Genomic DNA, 16,643 nt, shown 5'->3' on the forward strand with positions numbered 1-16,643 from the left:
AATCCTGCACATGCGAAAAACGGCCCCGGAAATCCGGGGCCATAAATCTGCTTCATTTAAGGATATCCTTACTATCTAACTGCGCGGCTTCCCATCTGTGACCAGCCATTGTAAACTCCATAGACATCTTTGACATAAAGCCAGCATTTGCATTTCTTGCCGGACATAGACGGTTTCAGCTCAATGCTCCAATTGATCGCAAGTCCGTTTATATTGTTTTGCACAGTTGTGTTCTTGCAATATAGCTTGCATTGACTGTTCTCGATAACATAGTTGGAACCCGGCGTATAACCACCAATGTTCCTGCCACCTGTGTCATCTCTCAAATAAAGCCTGTCGGTCTGCACATTATACCAAACATAAACCGCATTTGACGTCGATTTTCTGTCGTTTATTAGGAGAGCGGCCATGCTGATTGACGAACAGCATGCAATATCAAAATAAACACTGCTGACCGTATATATGGCACCTGGACTGAAAGTGGCGCTCACGGGAATCAGACATACATTCCAAGGCTCGGTAAGCGGACGGAATGTATAATCACCGGCTTCGTCCCATCCTTTTGAGTTTCCACTGTTGTCCACCGCATAAAGCCATCCATAACAAACCTTATCTGCCATCGAAGGCTTCATTTCAATTACCCAGTTGATGGTGAGTGTGTTTCCACTCATGGATACGGTAGTATATTTGCAGCAGAGCTTACACTGACTGTTTTCTATAACCTCATCGGAACCGGGAGTATACCCCCCCATACTTATGCTGCCTGTATCATCTCTCAAGTAGAGTCTGCCTCCATAATAGATGCAATACACGGCATTAGTTCCATTTCTGGCCGTGTTTATCAGGAGTCGGACACTCTTGATCGTTGACGCGCCCCCTGTGTCTGAGTGCTTGCTGACAAACGTATATTTCCAGTAACCTCTTAAATAGCCATCCGATGGAGTGAGACTGTCATTCGTAATAACACTGCTGATCGTATAGACAGCTGACTTCACCGCACTGGGATTCATCCGACTCTTCCATGCCTTTGCCTTAAGAGTGAGCGAACTAGATACAGTCACCGATCCTCCAGATGCTATAACAGGGTCGCCGGTGGTAGGGTCATCACCGTCTGTGGTATAGTGAATCTCAGCTCCTGCAGTCGCGCAGGATATCGTAACTGCTTGAGGATTCGTATAGGTTCCGCCGTCCGGCAAGAAAGTCGGGGTGGAAACAGTTCCCGCTGCTGAAGCTGTATAGGCTTTCAAACAGGCGTTGGCATCATAATAATTGAGGTCAAACCAACTATTTCCGTCCAGACTTGTAAAACTCTCATCCGGATTTGAGGTTGCCCTGCTGCTGTAATTTTCTATCGGATATTCTAAAGCCAGTGGATATGTACATCCCGGTGTTATTGTTTTTACCAACACAGTGAATTTGTGCCCATTCGTCACACTGACAGGCGAATTAAGTTTGATGGTGACATAGCCCGGATTGGCAGCTGTTCCGGTCTGCGTCAGCCGCAAAGTGCCACCGGATATTGGACCGCTTGTTGGATCGGTATATACCCTTATCTCATAAGTCGTTGCCGGTACAACGGCATACCATCCTACCGCACTAATTGATGATGTGGATGTTGCAGTAAACTTGTTGGCAAACCAGACCGTCTCATTGTTATAGCCGTAATTTCCACACCAACCCAGTGTATCATACTGATATACAGCACTATAGTTGCTCGTAGGCTCAGTACCGACGCCGACCCAGTTTGATATGCCTATCAGTTTGTCATAGTAAGACACGTAAAAGAAACCATCATCACCCCAAGCGGTTCCCCAACTATTTTTTATTATAAATGCTCCATTGCCGGGCGCCGCAGGCGAAAATTTGTTTTTATTGTAGTTGTCATCCCACCCGACAACACAAACCTTATGGTTGCCATTAGTTACGCCTCCCGTATAATAATAGGAATATGTAGCGGCATTGTATGAATCATCATCCCAATACATCCCAGTCGAAACCGCTCCATAGGTAACAACAGCTTGCTTGATGTCATTATTGTCCAGGGAACCGGTCCTATCAGGAATGATGATACCATTCTGAAAGTGCTTCCGCACAGTGAGACCCAAAGGTGATGCACAGCTGTCGGGATTATATGGATCATCACTTTCGTTCACCGGTCCATCCCAACGCGCAAGGTAAGCCATCGCCTTAAGCTCTTGGCCGCCATCACAGCATCCACCATCAAATCCATTAAGATTTTTCATGTTGTTTTCTGAGAAGTCGCATTCCTCGCCGGGCATCAACACAGATTCCATTGAGCCCAAACTCGAAAATGTCCAACAACTCCCACATGAACCTTGATCCTCGACTCGTGTAAGCTTTCCCGTGTCACGCAGATCGTAATATGACGGCAGCGCAGCCTTGAGATCACCAAATATTTTCATTCCTTTAAGGTAAGACAAATCCACCGGCGCTGGGACGAAGCCCCGCGGAACTTCCTCCTCATTGACGCACATAAACCTGTCCATTCGTCCGGCGACATACTCGACAAATGCCGGATTCAATGGCGCGCGCTGCAAAGTCGGACCTGCCCCATGAACGCTTGAAACCGCCATGGAAAACATTGTAGTGAAGATGAAAACAAGACAAGTGAAGTACTTACGTGTTGCAGATAATCCCATTACCGACGCCCCCACCCTTAATTATTACCGCCTACCAAAGCGGCTATCATTTCCTCAGAGTTCCCATTCCGAGCGCCGATAAACCTGCATTATGCACTTTTTTTAGCCATGCAAGCTACTAACCCGGACTATGCGCATACCACATAATCCGGGTCTTTGAGAGCATTATTCACGTTCCTCGTGAATGATGCGGACTAAAGCGATCGTTATACAAGTAAAAAACCTGGGGACAGCTATATGCAGACAGTAGCTTTTTTAGTGGCTCAGCAGTACATCAAATTACTTCCAGCTTTTCAAGCATCTCGACGGCAAACTTATCTGCCTTCGTCTGCTTATAACGGCCGTTGCGTCCTTCGATGTGATCCAGATAGTGGGAGAATTCATGTAGAAAAATTGCGAGTGTGAGGTCTTCGGCATTATGAAACTGCTCTACACGCAGCTTCTGATATACCTGAGTCCGGCCCAGCCTATCCGTCTTCTCTACATACTCGGAGGTCTTGAACTGAATTTTCATAGGATAATGGTTAAATCGATTGATCCTAAGACGTATCAGCCTGCCATGCTCGCGGCTCGGAGTCTTTCGATAATAAGTGCCGGATATATAGCGGTTCGATCCTTTTGGGCAGTATTTGAGTTCCACCAGCAGACCATCTGTGGGATAGTCCGTAACCGCTTCCTTGAGAGCTGTGGATATATGCAGGTGCGTGTTATTAGCGATAATCATACAGGCGGGAAACCCCTCCGGCCTGAAGAGTATAGCCTGTTCGTAAGATATGCGCCTATGAACGCCGTTATGAACACGCCAAAAAATGACCAGAGCATGGTTGGCTCATATTGGAGCTTGATAAATACTCCCGACGACACCTTTATACTGCCTGCACGGACCATCGACCGCCAGGCAAGTGTGCAGACAAACATGGTGATGCCGAGATATGCGGCATGGATTATCCCAATGCGCAAAGCTGTGGGCAGTGAACCATCCCGTGACCCCCAACGCACCGCCAAGGCACCCGAGATAAGCCCAATTATGGCCATCAGTCCGGCTCCTATATATGCTATGCTGCCGAATGGTATTACTTTTTCTTCTGCTTTCTTGTTCGCAGCAAGTTCGTTTTCATCTGAGGTTGTCGTTGCAGTGCGCAGTCGCAAGCCTTTATATAAATTAATTTCGGCTGCAAAGGGGCTCCTATCACCAGACACGATTGCTGCGCGCAGCATGGCTCCATTGATAAGGCCATATGCTATGCCTGCGACAGTCGGCTGAAATTTGACTATCGCTCTGCCTGCTGGACCCTCAGGGTTTTCGGGACCCGTCTTTGAGATAAGCCAGGCCTGTGCGGCAATTGCAATTAAAAGCTGCAAGACAAGCATGATCGGTATTATGGATTTTCCGCAGACCCACCAACGACTGACATGATGCCTTCTGTCAACTTTATGGATTGATAAATGACTGCCGATGTATGTGAAGATTACGCTGAACAGACCTGCAGCAAGCAATGTGCTTTTGAATGTCGGATGTAGAGGGAAACGTGGTGGGTCAAACTCATATCCGCCCGCTGAAGGCAGAGCGCCGGACTTGATCGACGCAGCAAAAAAACTGGAAAGCGCAGCCAGAACAAGCGCATATAGTATGCCTCCGATCACAGCCGGAGCAATTACACCAAAGCCTGTCGAACCCGCTCTCAGTCTGCCTGCTGCGTAACCGGATACAAAAAGCGCCGCAATGGGGATGATTGCCCATGTGATTATCGGCAAGACTACATCAGCCGAAACCTTTGCGCCACCAAGAGTGCCACTGCCTTTAAGGGATGCATGTTGGATGGCACACAAATTCAGCCCTGCACGGGCAAACGCCGGGCCGCCATAATCCATTACATCGCCCGGAGAAGTGACATTAGCCACACCTGCCCTCAACAGGAAGAAGCATAAACCATAACCTATAGCCAATGCAACCACAGCCCCATATAGGGCCGCAATGATTGGGTTTACGGGTCTACTATCCATCAATCTCACCGCCTGGTCTTTCTGCCCCGTACCGCACCCCAGGTTTTCAGCATCCTGCCCAAAACCATTATAGGATAATCCTCTTTAGGGTGCCCCCGGTCATGACTTAGTTGTCAAGAGACAAACATCCTTCATGAATTGTAAAACAGGCTTTCTGCAAGAAGCTCGCCGTTCCAACACATCATCATCGTCGGACTTAACCGGAAGACGCCGGGGCAAGAATGCCCCTCACAAGTGCTCCCGGGCTAAGAGTCCCCCGGATGATCAGGAAAAAGCAAATTACTCGCATTTATTATGCAAAAAACAGCCCCGGAAAAACCAGGGCTGTCTATCAAACCATCATACTATCTGACTATCACACTGTTAACCTGGATTATGCGCCTCCCGAATAATCCGGGTCTCCAAGAGCATTATTCACGTTTTTCGTGAATAATGCGGGTTAGTAAATCGCCTTCTCAGTCCCTTTTTCAAACATATGCGTTTTGGCCATGTCGAAGACGAGTTCGATATCCGAGCCTTCTTTTGCCTTGGTCTCGGCATCGATTGTGGCTTGCATCGCATGTGTTCCACACTGCAGATACAATGTCACGGTAGAACCCATCGGCTCGATCACCTCGACATCAGCTTTCACAACGTTGTCTGATGTCGCCTGGACGAGATTGGTCAGGTTTTTATCAAAAATGTCCTCGGGTCGGATGCCGAAATCGACCTCCTTGCCCACATATGCTTTCAACAGTTCGGCCTTATCCGCCGGCGGCTTGACTTTGAAACAGCCGCCATCGATCACGCCGCCATCTTCGATCTTGACCGAAAGGAAGTTCATGGACGGAGTGCCGATAAAGCCCGCTACGAACTTGTTTGCCGGTTTGTTATACAGCCCGAGTGGAGTATCCACCTGCTGCACCAACCCGCCACACATAACCATAATCCTGTCGCCCATTGTCATGGCCTCGACCTGGTCGTGTGTTACGTAAATTGTTGTGATACCCAGACTGCGGTGGAGCTTGATAAGGTCGGCACGGGTCTGAACGCGGAGTTTGGCGTCCAGGTTTGAAAGAGGTTCGTCCATAAGGAATACGGACGGCTCACGGACAATAGCTCTACCCAGCGCGACACGCTGTCTCTGGCCGCCCGAGAGCTGCTTCGGCTTCCTGTTGAGCAGATCAGTAAGCCCGAGCATCTCGGCAGCATCCGCCACACGGGTCTTTATATGTTCACGCGGGACCTTGCGCAGCTTCAACCCAAATGCCATGTTGTCAAAGACACTCATGTGAGGGTAGAGAGCATAGTTCTGAAAGACCATTGCGATGTCGCGGTCTTTTGGTGATACGTCATTAACCACCCTGTCGCCGATAACCACTTCACCGGAAGTGATCTCTTCCAGACCGGCGATCATTCGCAGGCAGGTCGTCTTGCCACAGCCCGAAGGTCCTACGAAAACCATAAACTCTTTGTCTTTGATTTCGAGGTCCACATCATTGACAGCAGTGACTTCTTTGAAAGACTTGGTAAGATTCTTGAGGATGACTTGCGCCATGTTAGAGGTTTCCTCCATCTTTGCTTCGGGCTTGTCCCCATTTTGCCGAAGCGGCTAAGTTAATTATTTCCCCGGGACAGGGGGCGGCATATGGACTGCCGCAGCCATATACAGATTATATGATGAGCAGCAAGGCCTGTCAAACAAAAAGACGTGATTATATCATCGTGCAACTTCTGATAGTTGATCGCTTAACAATTGACTACCGAGCACTCAGCCCGTAATATGATATCATCACACACTTGGAGCGTATGATGACGACACACACGAAATATCTATGGTTCAATACGGATAAAAGGCGCGAACTGGTCAACATCACCGATCAGTGTCAGAATGCTCTGGAAGAAAGCGGCATTCAAGAAGGGATGATGCTGGTATCAGCCATGCATATCACCGCCGGGGTTTGGGTCAATGACAACGAACCCGGAATCTGGCAGGACGCAATGGACATGCTCGAAAGGCTCGCACCCGAAGGTCCAGATTATCGACATCACCGCACGGGTGAGGATAACGGCCATGCCCACCTCAAGAATCTGCTAATGCACCATCAGGTCATAATCCCGATAACCGACGGCAGGTTGGACCTGGGGCCATGGCAGACTATATTCTACGCCGAGTTCGACGGCCAGCGCAGAAAAAGAGTGATTATCAAGGTGATGGGAGAATAGAAAACAACTCGGTGTTGCGAGAGCAAGCAAGGCTCGGCGAGAGCCTCGCCCTCCCGCTATGCCGTTATTGATATGGACCAGTTCCAACTGAGTCGAAACCCAATCGGATTACCGAACACTACTGCGAACAACATTATACTTCCATCACGACCGGCACAATCATCGGCCTGCGATGGGTCCGCTCATATATGAACTTCGCCAGAGCCTTGCGGCAGCCCGCCTTGACATCATCCAGGCCTTCGAGCCCATTGTCCTCTATCAAGTCCTGGAGTGTTGTCAGGAGTACTGACTTTGCCTCTTCGGTGATCCCGACGCCCAATTCCTCGCCGACAAACCCGCGGGAGAGTATGTCAGGACCAGAGACAATCTCCTTGCGACCATGATCGATGCCGATTACTGCTATCAGCACACCGTCCTGCGACAGATGCTTACGGTCGCGAAGGACTACGTCCTCGACATCCCCTACACCAAGGCCGTCGACCATTACAGTCCCGGCACTTACCTTCTCAGTGACCTCTGCGCTCTCACCATCGGTCTCAAAGACATCACCGGGATACATACGAAACACCCGCTCACTCGAATATCCCAGCCCATCCGCCAGGTCAACGAACTTGGCATAATGCCTCTGCTCACCGTGGACGGGTATGATATACTTCGGCTTCAGAAGATTGAGCATCAGGCGAATATCTTCCTGATTGCCATGGCCGGAGACATGCACATGCGTATAAGGCTCATATATCACATCCGCGCCCTGCCTGAAGAGCCTGTTGATCGTGCGCATAATCAAGTCCTCATTGCCGGGAATGGGAGTGGCGCTGATGATGACGGTGTCGCCTTCATCTATTTTGATCTGCTTGTGCTCATCGCTGGCCATGCGAGACAGAGCAGAGAGAGGCTCACCCTGGCTGCCCGTGGTCACAATAACAGTTTCACTCGGGCTCAGGTCATATAGCTCATTGAGCTGCAATCGTGTATCTTTCGGCACTTTCAGATAGCCAAGCTCCTCGGCGATGCGGCAGTTTTCAGCCATACTTCGACCAACTACAGCCACTCGCCTGCCATGATGAGCCGCTATGTTATACACCTGCTGAATACGATGAATATTCGAGGCAAAGGCTGCGATAATTATCCTGCCTTTGGCAGCGGCGAAGATTTTCTCAAATGTATCGCCGACCATGCTCTCGCTCGGTGTGAAACCAGGCTTTTCTACGTTGGTCGAATCGCACAAAAACGCAAGCACGCCATCTTCGCCGATCTTCGCCAGGCGACTGACATCGGCCAAATGTCCGTCGATCGGCGTCTGATCGAATTTGAAATCACTGCTGTGGACAATCGTGCCAACCGGCGTCTTTATCACCAGTCCTGAAGCATCGGGTATGCTGTGGGAAACACGAACGAACTCAACAGTGAACTCACCCACCTCTATGATATCACCCGAATTGACCTCATAGAGCTGTGCGACATCGTCCAGATGATGCTCACTGAGTTTATTCATGACAAATCCCAGCGTCAGAGGAGTCCCCCAGACCGGCACATCCAACCTTCGCAGCACATACGGCAGCGCGCCGATATGATCCTCATGGCCGTGCGTTAGCACAATGCCCAGGATTTTCTCAGCATTCTCCTCAAGAAAAGTGGTGTCGGGGATTACTATGTCGACACCAAGCATGTCCTCGTCGGGGAACATCAGACCTGCGTCTACGATCAGTATCCGGTCGTTATATTGATAGGCGGTCATGTTCTTGCCTATCTCCATGACACCGCCAAGTGGGATTATCTGCAACTTCTGTGAATCCATACTTATTTCTAACTCAAATCCTTTTCTAGCGTGGTTTTATTAGCCTGCCGAGATCAGCAGCAGACTTTGTGGGAGTAAACTCGATTATATTATAGCGAGCAATCTGCTCGACATAATACGGATCATTTCGCAGTATCTCATCAACCTCATCCCTTGAATCCAGGTCAAGAAGTATAACCCCGCCGGTCCTCGGTTTCATAGGACCGGAACAGATGAAAATGCCCCGGTCATTGAGCTTATCCAGATATGCCAGATGCAAAGGTAGAACACGCTCCACTTCTTGCATCGGTTTTATGTATGAGCCGTATATTACAAACATTGCATTTACTCTTCACTGATCATAGTTCTGTTTCACCGATGGCATGTGAGTCGGGGGCAAGAATACCCCCGACTATCAGTCACTGTTCCCCATTCCCTACTTCCTACTTCCTACTTCCTACTTCACATATCCCCGCTCGATAGCCATCTCGGCAATCTGGACAGCGTTCAATGCGGCACCCTTGCGGATGTTATCGGCAACTACCCACAAATCCAGAGTGTTCGGGTTGCAAGTATCCTGGCGGATGCGGCCTACGTAGGTCGGGTCCGTGCCCTCAGCAAACAAAGGCATAGGGAAACGGCCTGCCGCAGGGTCATCGATCACTTCTATACCCGGCCAATCGGCAAGAGCCTTGCGCGCCTGATCAGCCGTAATAGGATTCTCGAACTCGACGTTGATCGTCTCAGAATGTGCCCGAAATACAGGCACACGCACACATGTAGCGGAAACTGCAAGTTCGTCTATACCGAAAATCTTGCGGGTCTCTTTTATCATCTTTATCTCTTCGCCGAAATAGCCGTCGAACTCACCTCTAAGAGTGCTGATCTGCGGGATCAGGTTCGCAAATATCTGAGCCGGGTAGACATCGTGAGTAATCTGTTTGCCTTCGGCATAATCCCTGGCCTGCTGCTCAAGCTCTTTGATTGCAGAGCTGCCACTGCCTGAGACGGACTGATATGTCGAGACGACTATCCTCTTCATCTTGGCAATCTTATGCAGTGGTGCAAGGGCATGAACCATCTGAATAGTGCTGCAGTTCGGGTTTGAGACAAAACCTTGATGTTTCGCCAGAGCGTCCGGGTTGACCTCCGGCACCACCAGCGGTACGCGCGGGTCCATACGGAAATCATCGCCATTATCGACCACGAATGCACCCTTTTCGACCGCCAGCCAGCCAAAGACCTGGCTCGCGCCCTTTGCACCTTCCGTGCCGGCAAAAAACGCTATGTCGATCCCATCGAATGCATCCGCTGTGGTCTCCTTGACCTGATACTCATCACCATCGATCATTTGTTTACGTGATGACCTGGCGAGAATAACAAGGTCCGACATCGGGAAACTGCGACCACGCAGCACTTTGACCATTTCTTCGCCGACGGCACCAGCGCCGACGACTGCAACTCTGTAATCTGACACTTCCTTAGATTTCCTCCTACAACAATTTGTCCAGTCCGTAGACCAGAGCTTTTATAGTAGACGCTCGCCGCACCGCGAGCAGAACGCCCGGCATAAAACTTGTTCTGTCAATGCTGTCATGCCTGATCGTGAGGATCTGACCTGTACCACCAAACAGGACTTCCTGGTGGGCTACCAGCCCAGGCAGGCGCACACTGTGTATCTGAATATCACTATGCTTATCGCCCCTGGCAGGGTCGTCATCGGAACCAAGAGGCTTTTCCCACTCTATCCCCGATTCAAGCCTGGACGCTTCGATCATCTCGGCAGTCTTGATGGCCGTCCCGGAAGGTGAATCGATCTTCTTGTCATGATGAAGCTCGATTACCTCCACATTAGGCATATACTTCGCAGCCTCGGCGGCAAATTTCATCATCAGCACCGCACCTATCGCGAAGTTGGGTATCACCATCGCACCGGTACCTGTGCTTTCGGCAAGCCTGCCTATCTCGTCAAGCTCCTGCGCACTGATGCCGGTTGTCCCGATAATAGGAACCACCCCGGCATTCAGCATTGCCCTCACATTATCCATATCGAACGGCTTGGCGAAATAGATAACTACATCCGGCTTGGACTGCGCAAGTAATTTTTTGAAATCGGATTCTATGTTAAAGCTCAGTCCGGGCACACCCGTTGCTTCAGAGGCGTTTGTGCCTGCGCAATACACATCACAACCGCCGACGAGCTCCATATCATCCGCGCCCGCAACTGCCCTCATAACCTCACGACCCATTTTGCCGCATGCGCCAAGCACTGCGACTTTTATCTTGTCAGACATTTATTACTCCGATGTCAGCATACTGCCTTCGATCAGATCGGCATGCTTCTTAAAGGGTCCTATGGCGGCAATCGCAAACTTGGAGTCCTCGAAAAGCTGTGAGGCGACCGCGGCGACATCATCTTTGGTCACTGCCATGATCGACCCGATTATCTCTTCGAGCCGCACCAGTCTGCCGAAGTACATCTCGCTTTTGGCCAGCCTGCTCATCCTGTTGGACATGCTCTCCTGGCCGAGGACCAATGCTCCCCGGATCTGATTTTTTGCCCGCTCAAGCTCCGCGTCGGTCACGCTGCTCTTCTTGATATTCTCGCACTCGGTCTGGGTCAGTTCAAGCACGTACTTAATATTCTGGATGCTGGTTCCACCATAGATAGCGAACATACCGGCTTCCTGATATGACGCCGAATATGAACCTATGGCATACGCCAGACCGCGCTTCTCGCGAATCTCCTGGAAGAGCCTTGAACTCATCCCGCCACCAAGCGCCGAATCGATAGCCGCCAGAGCGTATTTTTCTCTGCTGTCCTGGGCATAACCGCGGGTCCCAAGGCAAAAATGCACCTGCTGGGTCGTCTTGTCGATCACACGCACATCCAAATTGATGCGAGCATCATGCATTACTCTGGGAGTCCTCTTGCCTGCAAGGTCACCAAATGCTTTTGCCACCAGATCGACAAACTCGCGGTGGTCTATGTTGCCTGCAGCAGATATTACGAGCGCATCCGGGCAATAAAATTCACCCAAATATGCAAGCAGGTCATCGCGAGTCAGATTCTTTACGACCTCACCGGAACCGATCACCGAATTTCCGAGCCGATGACCTTTCCAAAGCACCTCCGCGAGCAGGTCGTGCACATGGTCTTCGGGGGTATCCTGATGACGCCCAATCTCTTCGATCACGACATTCTTCTCGCGATCCATCTCAGCCGGGTCCAGAACAGAATTGAGGACCATATCCGATATGATCTCTACTGCCTTCGACAGATGCTCACGCAACACTTTGGCATAGTAGCATGTGAACTCTTTATCGGTAAATGCGTTCAAATGACCGCCAAGGCTGTCCATCTCATCGGCAATCTGCTTCGCGCCTCGAGTGTGCGTCCCCTTGAATAGCATATGCTCGATGAAATGGCTGATGCCCATGCGCGAATCAATCTCATCACGAGAACCTGCATGCGCCCATATGCCTACGGACACACTGTCGACATAGGGCACGTGCTCGCTCAAAATCCGTATTCCATTTGGGAGAATCGTCTTGCTAACCACGATTTACCTTTCATCGCCAATATGGCCAAAATGCCACCGAATGCCCCACGCTCGACAACGCAGGTAACACTCCCGGTGGCATCATAGTCTAAAAGTCTGAAAGTTCGAAAGTCAAAAAGCTAAGCACATATATCACGTTCACCCCAACTTTTTGACTTTTCGACTTTATAACCTTTTGACTGACTTACTGCTTCTTGGTTCGGAACCTCGCTCCAGGACCGTCACCGCCCTCACGAGGTCGGTCGCGGTACCCACCGCGATCAATGTGCGGTCTACTGCCTCCGCGCCCACCGCGAGACTCGGGCGGCGGTGGAACATAGCCTTCGTCACCCTCGATCAGACCACGACGTGTCAAACGAATCTTGCCGTCCGGACTAATCTCTATTACCTTGACCAGCAGTTCATCACCTAGCTTGCAGACATCCTCAGTCCGCTCGACGCGCTCCTTGGCAAGCTGAGATATATGAACCAGACCATCTTTGCCGGGAATCAACTCCACAAATGCGCCAAATGGTTCGATGCGAGTAACTTTTCCCGTATAAATCTGGCCTACCTCGACCTCTTTGGTGATGTCCTCAACTATCTTTTTGGCCCGCTCACCACCGACTGCGTCGACCGAAGTTATGTAGACATGACCGTCCTGCTCGATATCGAGCTTCGCACCGGTCTCGGCTTCTATCTTCTTGATTACCTTGCCGCCAGGACCGATTATGTCGCCTATCTTGTCGGGGTGAATCTCCACGACAAAGACCCTCGGCGCATATTCGCTCATGGTCTCCCTGGCCTCGGGAATAGCCTCAGCTATCACATCAAGGATATTCATTCTTGCTGCCTTGGCCTTTTCCAGAGCGCCGACAACTACATCGCGATCCAGACCGTCTATCTTGGTGTCGACCTGGATGGCAGTGATGCCATCGCGTGTGCCCGCTACCTTGAAGTCCATATCGCCATGGAAGTCTTCAAGCCCCTGGATATCGGTCAACAATACTCTCTTGTCCTCACCGGTAATCAGACCGATGGATATGCCGGCGACCGGCGCCTTGAGATTGACGCCTGCATCAAGCAGAGCTAGAGTACATCCGCAAGTACTGGCCATGGATGTCGAGCCGTTCGATTCCAATACTTCCGAAGTCATCAACATCGCATATGGAAAATCTTCCTGCGCAGGGATCATAGGCCTCAAGGCCTTTTCGGCAAGCGCTCCATGACCCACCTCACGCCTGCCTGCGCTCCTCAACGGGCTGACCTCGCCGACACTGTAAGGAGGGAAATTGTAGAAGTGCATAAAGCGCTTCTCGCCGTCCTCTTCGAGATTATCGATAATCTGAGCATCATCAAGCGAACCGAGCGTGAGAGTGGTAAGCACCTGGGTCTGACCTCTGGTGAAGAGACCTGAACCATGCACACGCGGGAGCAGTCCTACTTCTGCGAACAGCGGCCTTATGTCATCCAGCCCTCTGCCACCGGCGCGAGCACCCTCATCAAGGATCATCTTGCGGACTTGTTTCTTGATGACTTTATATACGACCTCGCCAATCTCGGCATCACGGTCGGGATATTCTTCAGCGAGTTCATCCTTGAGATGAGCCTCAAGATCAAAAATTGCCTTCTCTTTGCCCGCATTGGCCGGGTCTTTGATGAAATCGGCTATCTTTGGAGCGATTTTCGCTGATATTTCTTCGTAGAGCTGAGGGTCAGGAGTAAGGATGGGGACTTCAGCCTTGGGCTTGCCCACTTTTTCTACCAACTCGCTCTGCAAAGCAACAAGCTTCGCTATTGCCTCATGGGCAAAGTCAAGCGCCTCCGCCAACACGTCCTCTTGAACTTCGCTGGCTTCAAGCTCGATCTCCATAACTTTGCCGTCCATCCCGGCGACCACAAGCTCCATATCGGCTTCTTTGATCTGCTCCAGGGAAGGGTTTAAGACAAACTCACCGCCGATCCGGCAGACTCTGACGCAGCCGATCGGACCGCCCCAGGGTATATCTGAGACAGCTATGGCAGCGGATGCAGCCACTACCGCAAGAACATCGGCTGGAGCGTCCGGCTCCATTGAAAGAGGCATCGCGATAACCTGAACATCGTTTCGCATGCCATCGGCAAAGAGCGGCCTTATCGGCCTGTCGATTAAGCGAGAGGTGAGGACAGCTTTCTCTGAGGGACGCCCGCCCCTCTTCACAAAACCACCGGGAATCTTGCCTACGGCGTATTTTCTCTCTTCATAATCGCAAATAAGAGGGAAGAAGTTCATTCCTTCCCTCGGTTTGGCACTCATTGTCGCCGTGGCCATAACTACCGTTTCGCCACAGCTCAGCAATACTGCGCCGTTAGCCTGGTTTGCTATGCGCCCTGTCTCCAGAGCTATAGTCTTGCCACCAAGCTCGATCTCCACTTTGTTAATTGTCATTGAAAATATACTTATCTCCTAGCGTCTGATGCCGAGCCGAGCAATCACATCACGATACCGGGTGATGTCCTTGTTGCTCAGATAGTTCAGCAGCCTTCTGCGCTGGCCGACCATCATCAACAAGCCTCTTCTGGAGTGGTGATCTTTCTTGTGCTCCTTTAGATGCTCGGTGAGCTGGTTGATCCGAGCGCTGAGCAGTGCTATCTGAACCTCCGGCGAACCCGTATCGCCATCGTGCTGCTTGTACTCGTCTATTAATTCTGTTTTCTTCTCTTTAACAAGCGCCAATTAATTGCACCTCCAAATCGAAATGCAAAAGCCTTCCATACAGCTTTTGCATTTCGACTCATACCCGAAGAGTGTATCACAAACAGGAATCCACTGTCAAATCATGCGCAAACCGTGTTATGAACTTGGGACGGGGATTATCTCATTGCAATGGGCTATGTATAGATCACCCCGAAAACCCGACCTCTCCTTCGCCTGCCTTGCAGCCTTGATCACATCATCTATTATATACCGATCTGATATATGGCATAAAACCAGCAACTTTACATCGTTGCTTGCGCCCCACTCCACAGCCGTCTCTAGAGCAGCATGTCTGTTGGACTCAATCGATGCCAGGCTGCTGTCGCTTGAAAGAAAAGTCGCTTCGTGAACAGCCAAATCCAGACGTCCATAGGGCGTGTGTACCGCCTCAGAGCCGTCACCCGTATATAAAAACACTGGATGATAACGACATACATTCTCGCCGGTGGCCGGGTCGGGAAATTTGCGTTCCTGCTGGATCTCATAGCCCAGGCAGAGTTGGCCGCGCACATGCCTCATCTCAAAGGCGACCACCCGCGTCGGACGCTTCGTATCCGGTATTTCGACCTCCGAGCCGACTTCCATCGGCTGGACATAGAGCGGATATCTGAGCAGACCCGACTGCTTTTGCTCGATATACTCCAGCAGCGCATTTATCCATCGGTCATGCTTGGGATAATATATAATCAACGGCTTGTCACGTTCGCCGGACGCAAGATTGCGGATATTCACCAGGTTCGATATGCCGGCGATGTGGTCCTCATGCCCATGACTCAAAAACACATGGCGGATGCCGAAGACCTTGGTGCCCAGGGTCGTGGCGACGCCCTCGCCCGCGTCAAAAAGACACCGGGTCGGCTTATGATAAAACCACTGGCTGTAGAGCGCCAGTGAAAACGATATCAGAATGTCATTTGGATTCATCGGCATGATTGATACAGTTCAGTTACCTGGGATTTTGGCTCAGCAGGAGCTTCGCCCTCCCAATAATTAGCTTTCCGGGAGGGCGAGGTTCCCACCGAGCCATATTTGCCCTCATAAAACTGAACTTTCTCCATAGCTTGGCTGTTTGAGCAATTTGTGATAATGTAGAGTATACCCAAGGTGAGTGAGCATGGCAAACGAATCCGCAACTTCATGGAAAGACAGGCGAAAAGAGCAGCTTCATGACGATCTTGTGGCAGCAGCAGCGGGGCTGTTTCGAGAAAAGGGGTTCAATGCTGTATCCGTGGAGGATATCGTTGCCGCAACAGGCATCGCCAAAGGGACATTTTACCTCTATTTCAAGACAAAAACCCAAATTGTCGAGTCCGTGCTCGGGGCATGTCTGGACGATCTTGAAAAACGGATATCCACAGCACTGGAGGCGGCTTCTTCAGATGCGTCTGACCCTCTTCAGGCTGTGGTGGGAATCATAATGCAGTTCCTGCAGGAAAATCCCGGCTTCGTAACACCGATTATGGATGCTGCCCCGGTCCCCGATATTGGAGAGGCTGTCCTGTTACGATGCCGCACTGTCACAATCTCGGTATTTGAGCGTCTGCTTAGGATGGGAATGCTGCAGGGCAGGTATCGCGAAATTGACCCACAGGCTGCATCGCTTGCACTTCAGGGAATGCTCTCCGGTCTTGTTCGGTTTTCCGCTGATGTTGACATCAAGTTCACAGATGTCGGCGAGATAGCAGTGGAACTTTTCGAGCGCGGAGTCAAGCGATGAA

At 50.7% G+C, this 16,643-nt stretch carries 14 protein-coding genes; 2 read left to right on the forward strand and 12 right to left on the reverse strand.

Annotated features, from left to right (window positions below; all coding sequences use genetic code 11):
- Nucleotides 1-71: 71 nt before the first annotated feature.
- The 4 genes from LLG46_15540 to ugpC form a co-directional block, all read right to left on the reverse strand.
- Nucleotides 72-2,660, reverse strand: coding sequence for a lectin like domain-containing protein (locus tag LLG46_15540; GenBank protein MCE5324708.1), 2,589 nt, complete (start codon nt 2,658-2,660; stop codon nt 72-74).
- Nucleotides 2,661-2,934: 274 nt separating this feature from the next.
- Nucleotides 2,935-3,384 carry a hypothetical protein gene (locus tag LLG46_15545; GenBank protein MCE5324709.1) on the reverse strand — a complete coding sequence of 150 codons (450 nt, stop codon included), beginning with the start codon at nt 3,382-3,384 and terminating at the stop codon, nt 2,935-2,937.
- Nucleotides 3,381-4,664, reverse strand: a complete 1,284-nt coding sequence (locus LLG46_15550) for a hypothetical protein (GenBank protein ID MCE5324710.1) — start codon at nt 4,662-4,664, stop codon at nt 3,381-3,383. Before LLG46_15550 ends, LLG46_15545 begins: the two co-directional genes overlap by 4 nt.
- A gap of 439 nt (nt 4,665-5,103) precedes the next feature.
- Nucleotides 5,104-6,201 (reverse strand): sn-glycerol-3-phosphate ABC transporter ATP-binding protein UgpC, encoded by a 1,098-nt coding sequence (gene ugpC / locus LLG46_15555; protein ID MCE5324711.1) that lies wholly within the window; start codon nt 6,199-6,201, stop codon nt 5,104-5,106.
- 254 nt (nt 6,202-6,455) lie between these two features.
- On the opposite strand from ugpC, the gene LLG46_15560 reads away from it, so the two are divergent.
- Entirely contained in the window at nt 6,456-6,869 is a 414-nt protein-coding gene (locus tag LLG46_15560; GenBank protein MCE5324712.1) for a secondary thiamine-phosphate synthase enzyme YjbQ, read from the forward strand.
- Between the two features lie 133 nt (nt 6,870-7,002).
- Here the strand turns inward: LLG46_15560 and LLG46_15565 are convergent, their stop codons facing one another.
- From LLG46_15565 to LLG46_15600, 8 genes are all read right to left on the reverse strand, one after another.
- On the reverse strand, nt 7,003-8,667 hold the full coding sequence (locus LLG46_15565; protein MCE5324713.1) for a ribonuclease J: 1,665 nt from the start codon (nt 8,665-8,667) through the stop codon (nt 7,003-7,005).
- A 25-nt stretch (nt 8,668-8,692) separates the two neighbouring features.
- Nucleotides 8,693-8,986, reverse strand: a complete 294-nt coding sequence (locus tag LLG46_15570; GenBank protein MCE5324714.1) for a YciI family protein — start codon at nt 8,984-8,986, stop codon at nt 8,693-8,695.
- A gap of 117 nt (nt 8,987-9,103) precedes the next feature.
- On the reverse strand, nt 9,104-10,123 hold the full coding sequence (locus LLG46_15575) for an aspartate-semialdehyde dehydrogenase (protein MCE5324715.1): 1,020 nt from the start codon (nt 10,121-10,123) through the stop codon (nt 9,104-9,106).
- Nucleotides 10,124-10,139: 16 nt separating this feature from the next.
- A complete protein-coding gene (dapB, locus tag LLG46_15580; GenBank protein MCE5324716.1) occupies nt 10,140-10,940 on the reverse strand; it encodes a 4-hydroxy-tetrahydrodipicolinate reductase in 801 nt (266 codons plus the stop codon).
- 3 nt (nt 10,941-10,943) lie between these two features.
- Nucleotides 10,944-12,209 carry an insulinase family protein gene (locus LLG46_15585; GenBank protein ID MCE5324717.1) on the reverse strand — a complete coding sequence of 422 codons (1,266 nt, stop codon included), beginning with the start codon at nt 12,207-12,209 and terminating at the stop codon, nt 10,944-10,946.
- 184 nt (nt 12,210-12,393) lie between these two features.
- Nucleotides 12,394-14,616 (reverse strand): polyribonucleotide nucleotidyltransferase, encoded by a 2,223-nt coding sequence (locus LLG46_15590; protein MCE5324718.1) that lies wholly within the window; start codon nt 14,614-14,616, stop codon nt 12,394-12,396.
- An 18-nt stretch (nt 14,617-14,634) separates the two neighbouring features.
- On the reverse strand, nt 14,635-14,904 hold the full coding sequence (gene rpsO, locus LLG46_15595; GenBank protein MCE5324719.1) for a 30S ribosomal protein S15: 270 nt from the start codon (nt 14,902-14,904) through the stop codon (nt 14,635-14,637).
- 117 nt (nt 14,905-15,021) lie between these two features.
- The gene (locus LLG46_15600) at nt 15,022-15,849 is read right to left on the reverse strand and encodes an MBL fold metallo-hydrolase (protein ID MCE5324720.1); all 828 of its coding nucleotides are present in this window, start codon (nt 15,847-15,849) and stop codon (nt 15,022-15,024) included.
- 190 nt (nt 15,850-16,039) lie between these two features.
- Here LLG46_15600 and LLG46_15605 point away from each other — a divergent pair, with 190 nt between their 5' ends.
- Complete coding sequence (locus tag LLG46_15605) at nt 16,040-16,642, forward strand: TetR/AcrR family transcriptional regulator (GenBank protein MCE5324721.1); 603 nt, start codon at nt 16,040-16,042, stop codon at nt 16,640-16,642.
- Nucleotide 16,643: the final 1 nt, after the last annotated feature.

The sequence above is a fragment of the bacterium genome (assembly GCA_021371935.1).
Lineage (GTDB): Bacteria > Armatimonadota > UBA5829 > UBA5829 > UBA5829 > UBA5829.

What these genes read in the sequence shown, in the direction of transcription:
- LLG46_15540 (MCE5324708.1), bottom strand. Translation starts at nt 2,660, where the DNA reads ATGGGATTATCTGCAACACGTAAGTACTTCACTTGTCTTGTTTTCATC.
- LLG46_15545 (MCE5324709.1), bottom strand. Translation starts at nt 3,384, where the DNA reads ATGATTATCGCTAATAACACGCACCTGCATATATCCACAGCTCTCAAG.
- LLG46_15550 (MCE5324710.1), bottom strand. Translation starts at nt 4,664, where the DNA reads ATGGATAGTAGACCCGTAAACCCAATCATTGCGGCCCTATATGGGGCT.
- ugpC (MCE5324711.1), bottom strand. Translation starts at nt 6,201, where the DNA reads ATGGCGCAAGTCATCCTCAAGAATCTTACCAAGTCTTTCAAAGAAGTC.
- LLG46_15560 (MCE5324712.1), top strand. Translation starts at nt 6,456, where the DNA reads ATGACGACACACACGAAATATCTATGGTTCAATACGGATAAAAGGCGC.
- LLG46_15565 (MCE5324713.1), bottom strand. Translation starts at nt 8,667, where the DNA reads ATGGATTCACAGAAGTTGCAGATAATCCCACTTGGCGGTGTCATGGAG.
- LLG46_15570 (MCE5324714.1), bottom strand. Translation starts at nt 8,986, where the DNA reads ATGTTTGTAATATACGGCTCATACATAAAACCGATGCAAGAAGTGGAG.
- dapB (MCE5324716.1), bottom strand. Translation starts at nt 10,940, where the DNA reads ATGTCTGACAAGATAAAAGTCGCAGTGCTTGGCGCATGCGGCAAAATG.
- LLG46_15590 (MCE5324718.1), bottom strand. Translation starts at nt 14,616, where the DNA reads ATGACAATTAACAAAGTGGAGATCGAGCTTGGTGGCAAGACTATAGCT.
- LLG46_15600 (MCE5324720.1), bottom strand. Translation starts at nt 15,849, where the DNA reads ATGAATCCAAATGACATTCTGATATCGTTTTCACTGGCGCTCTACAGC.
- LLG46_15605 (MCE5324721.1), top strand. Translation starts at nt 16,040, where the DNA reads ATGGCAAACGAATCCGCAACTTCATGGAAAGACAGGCGAAAAGAGCAG.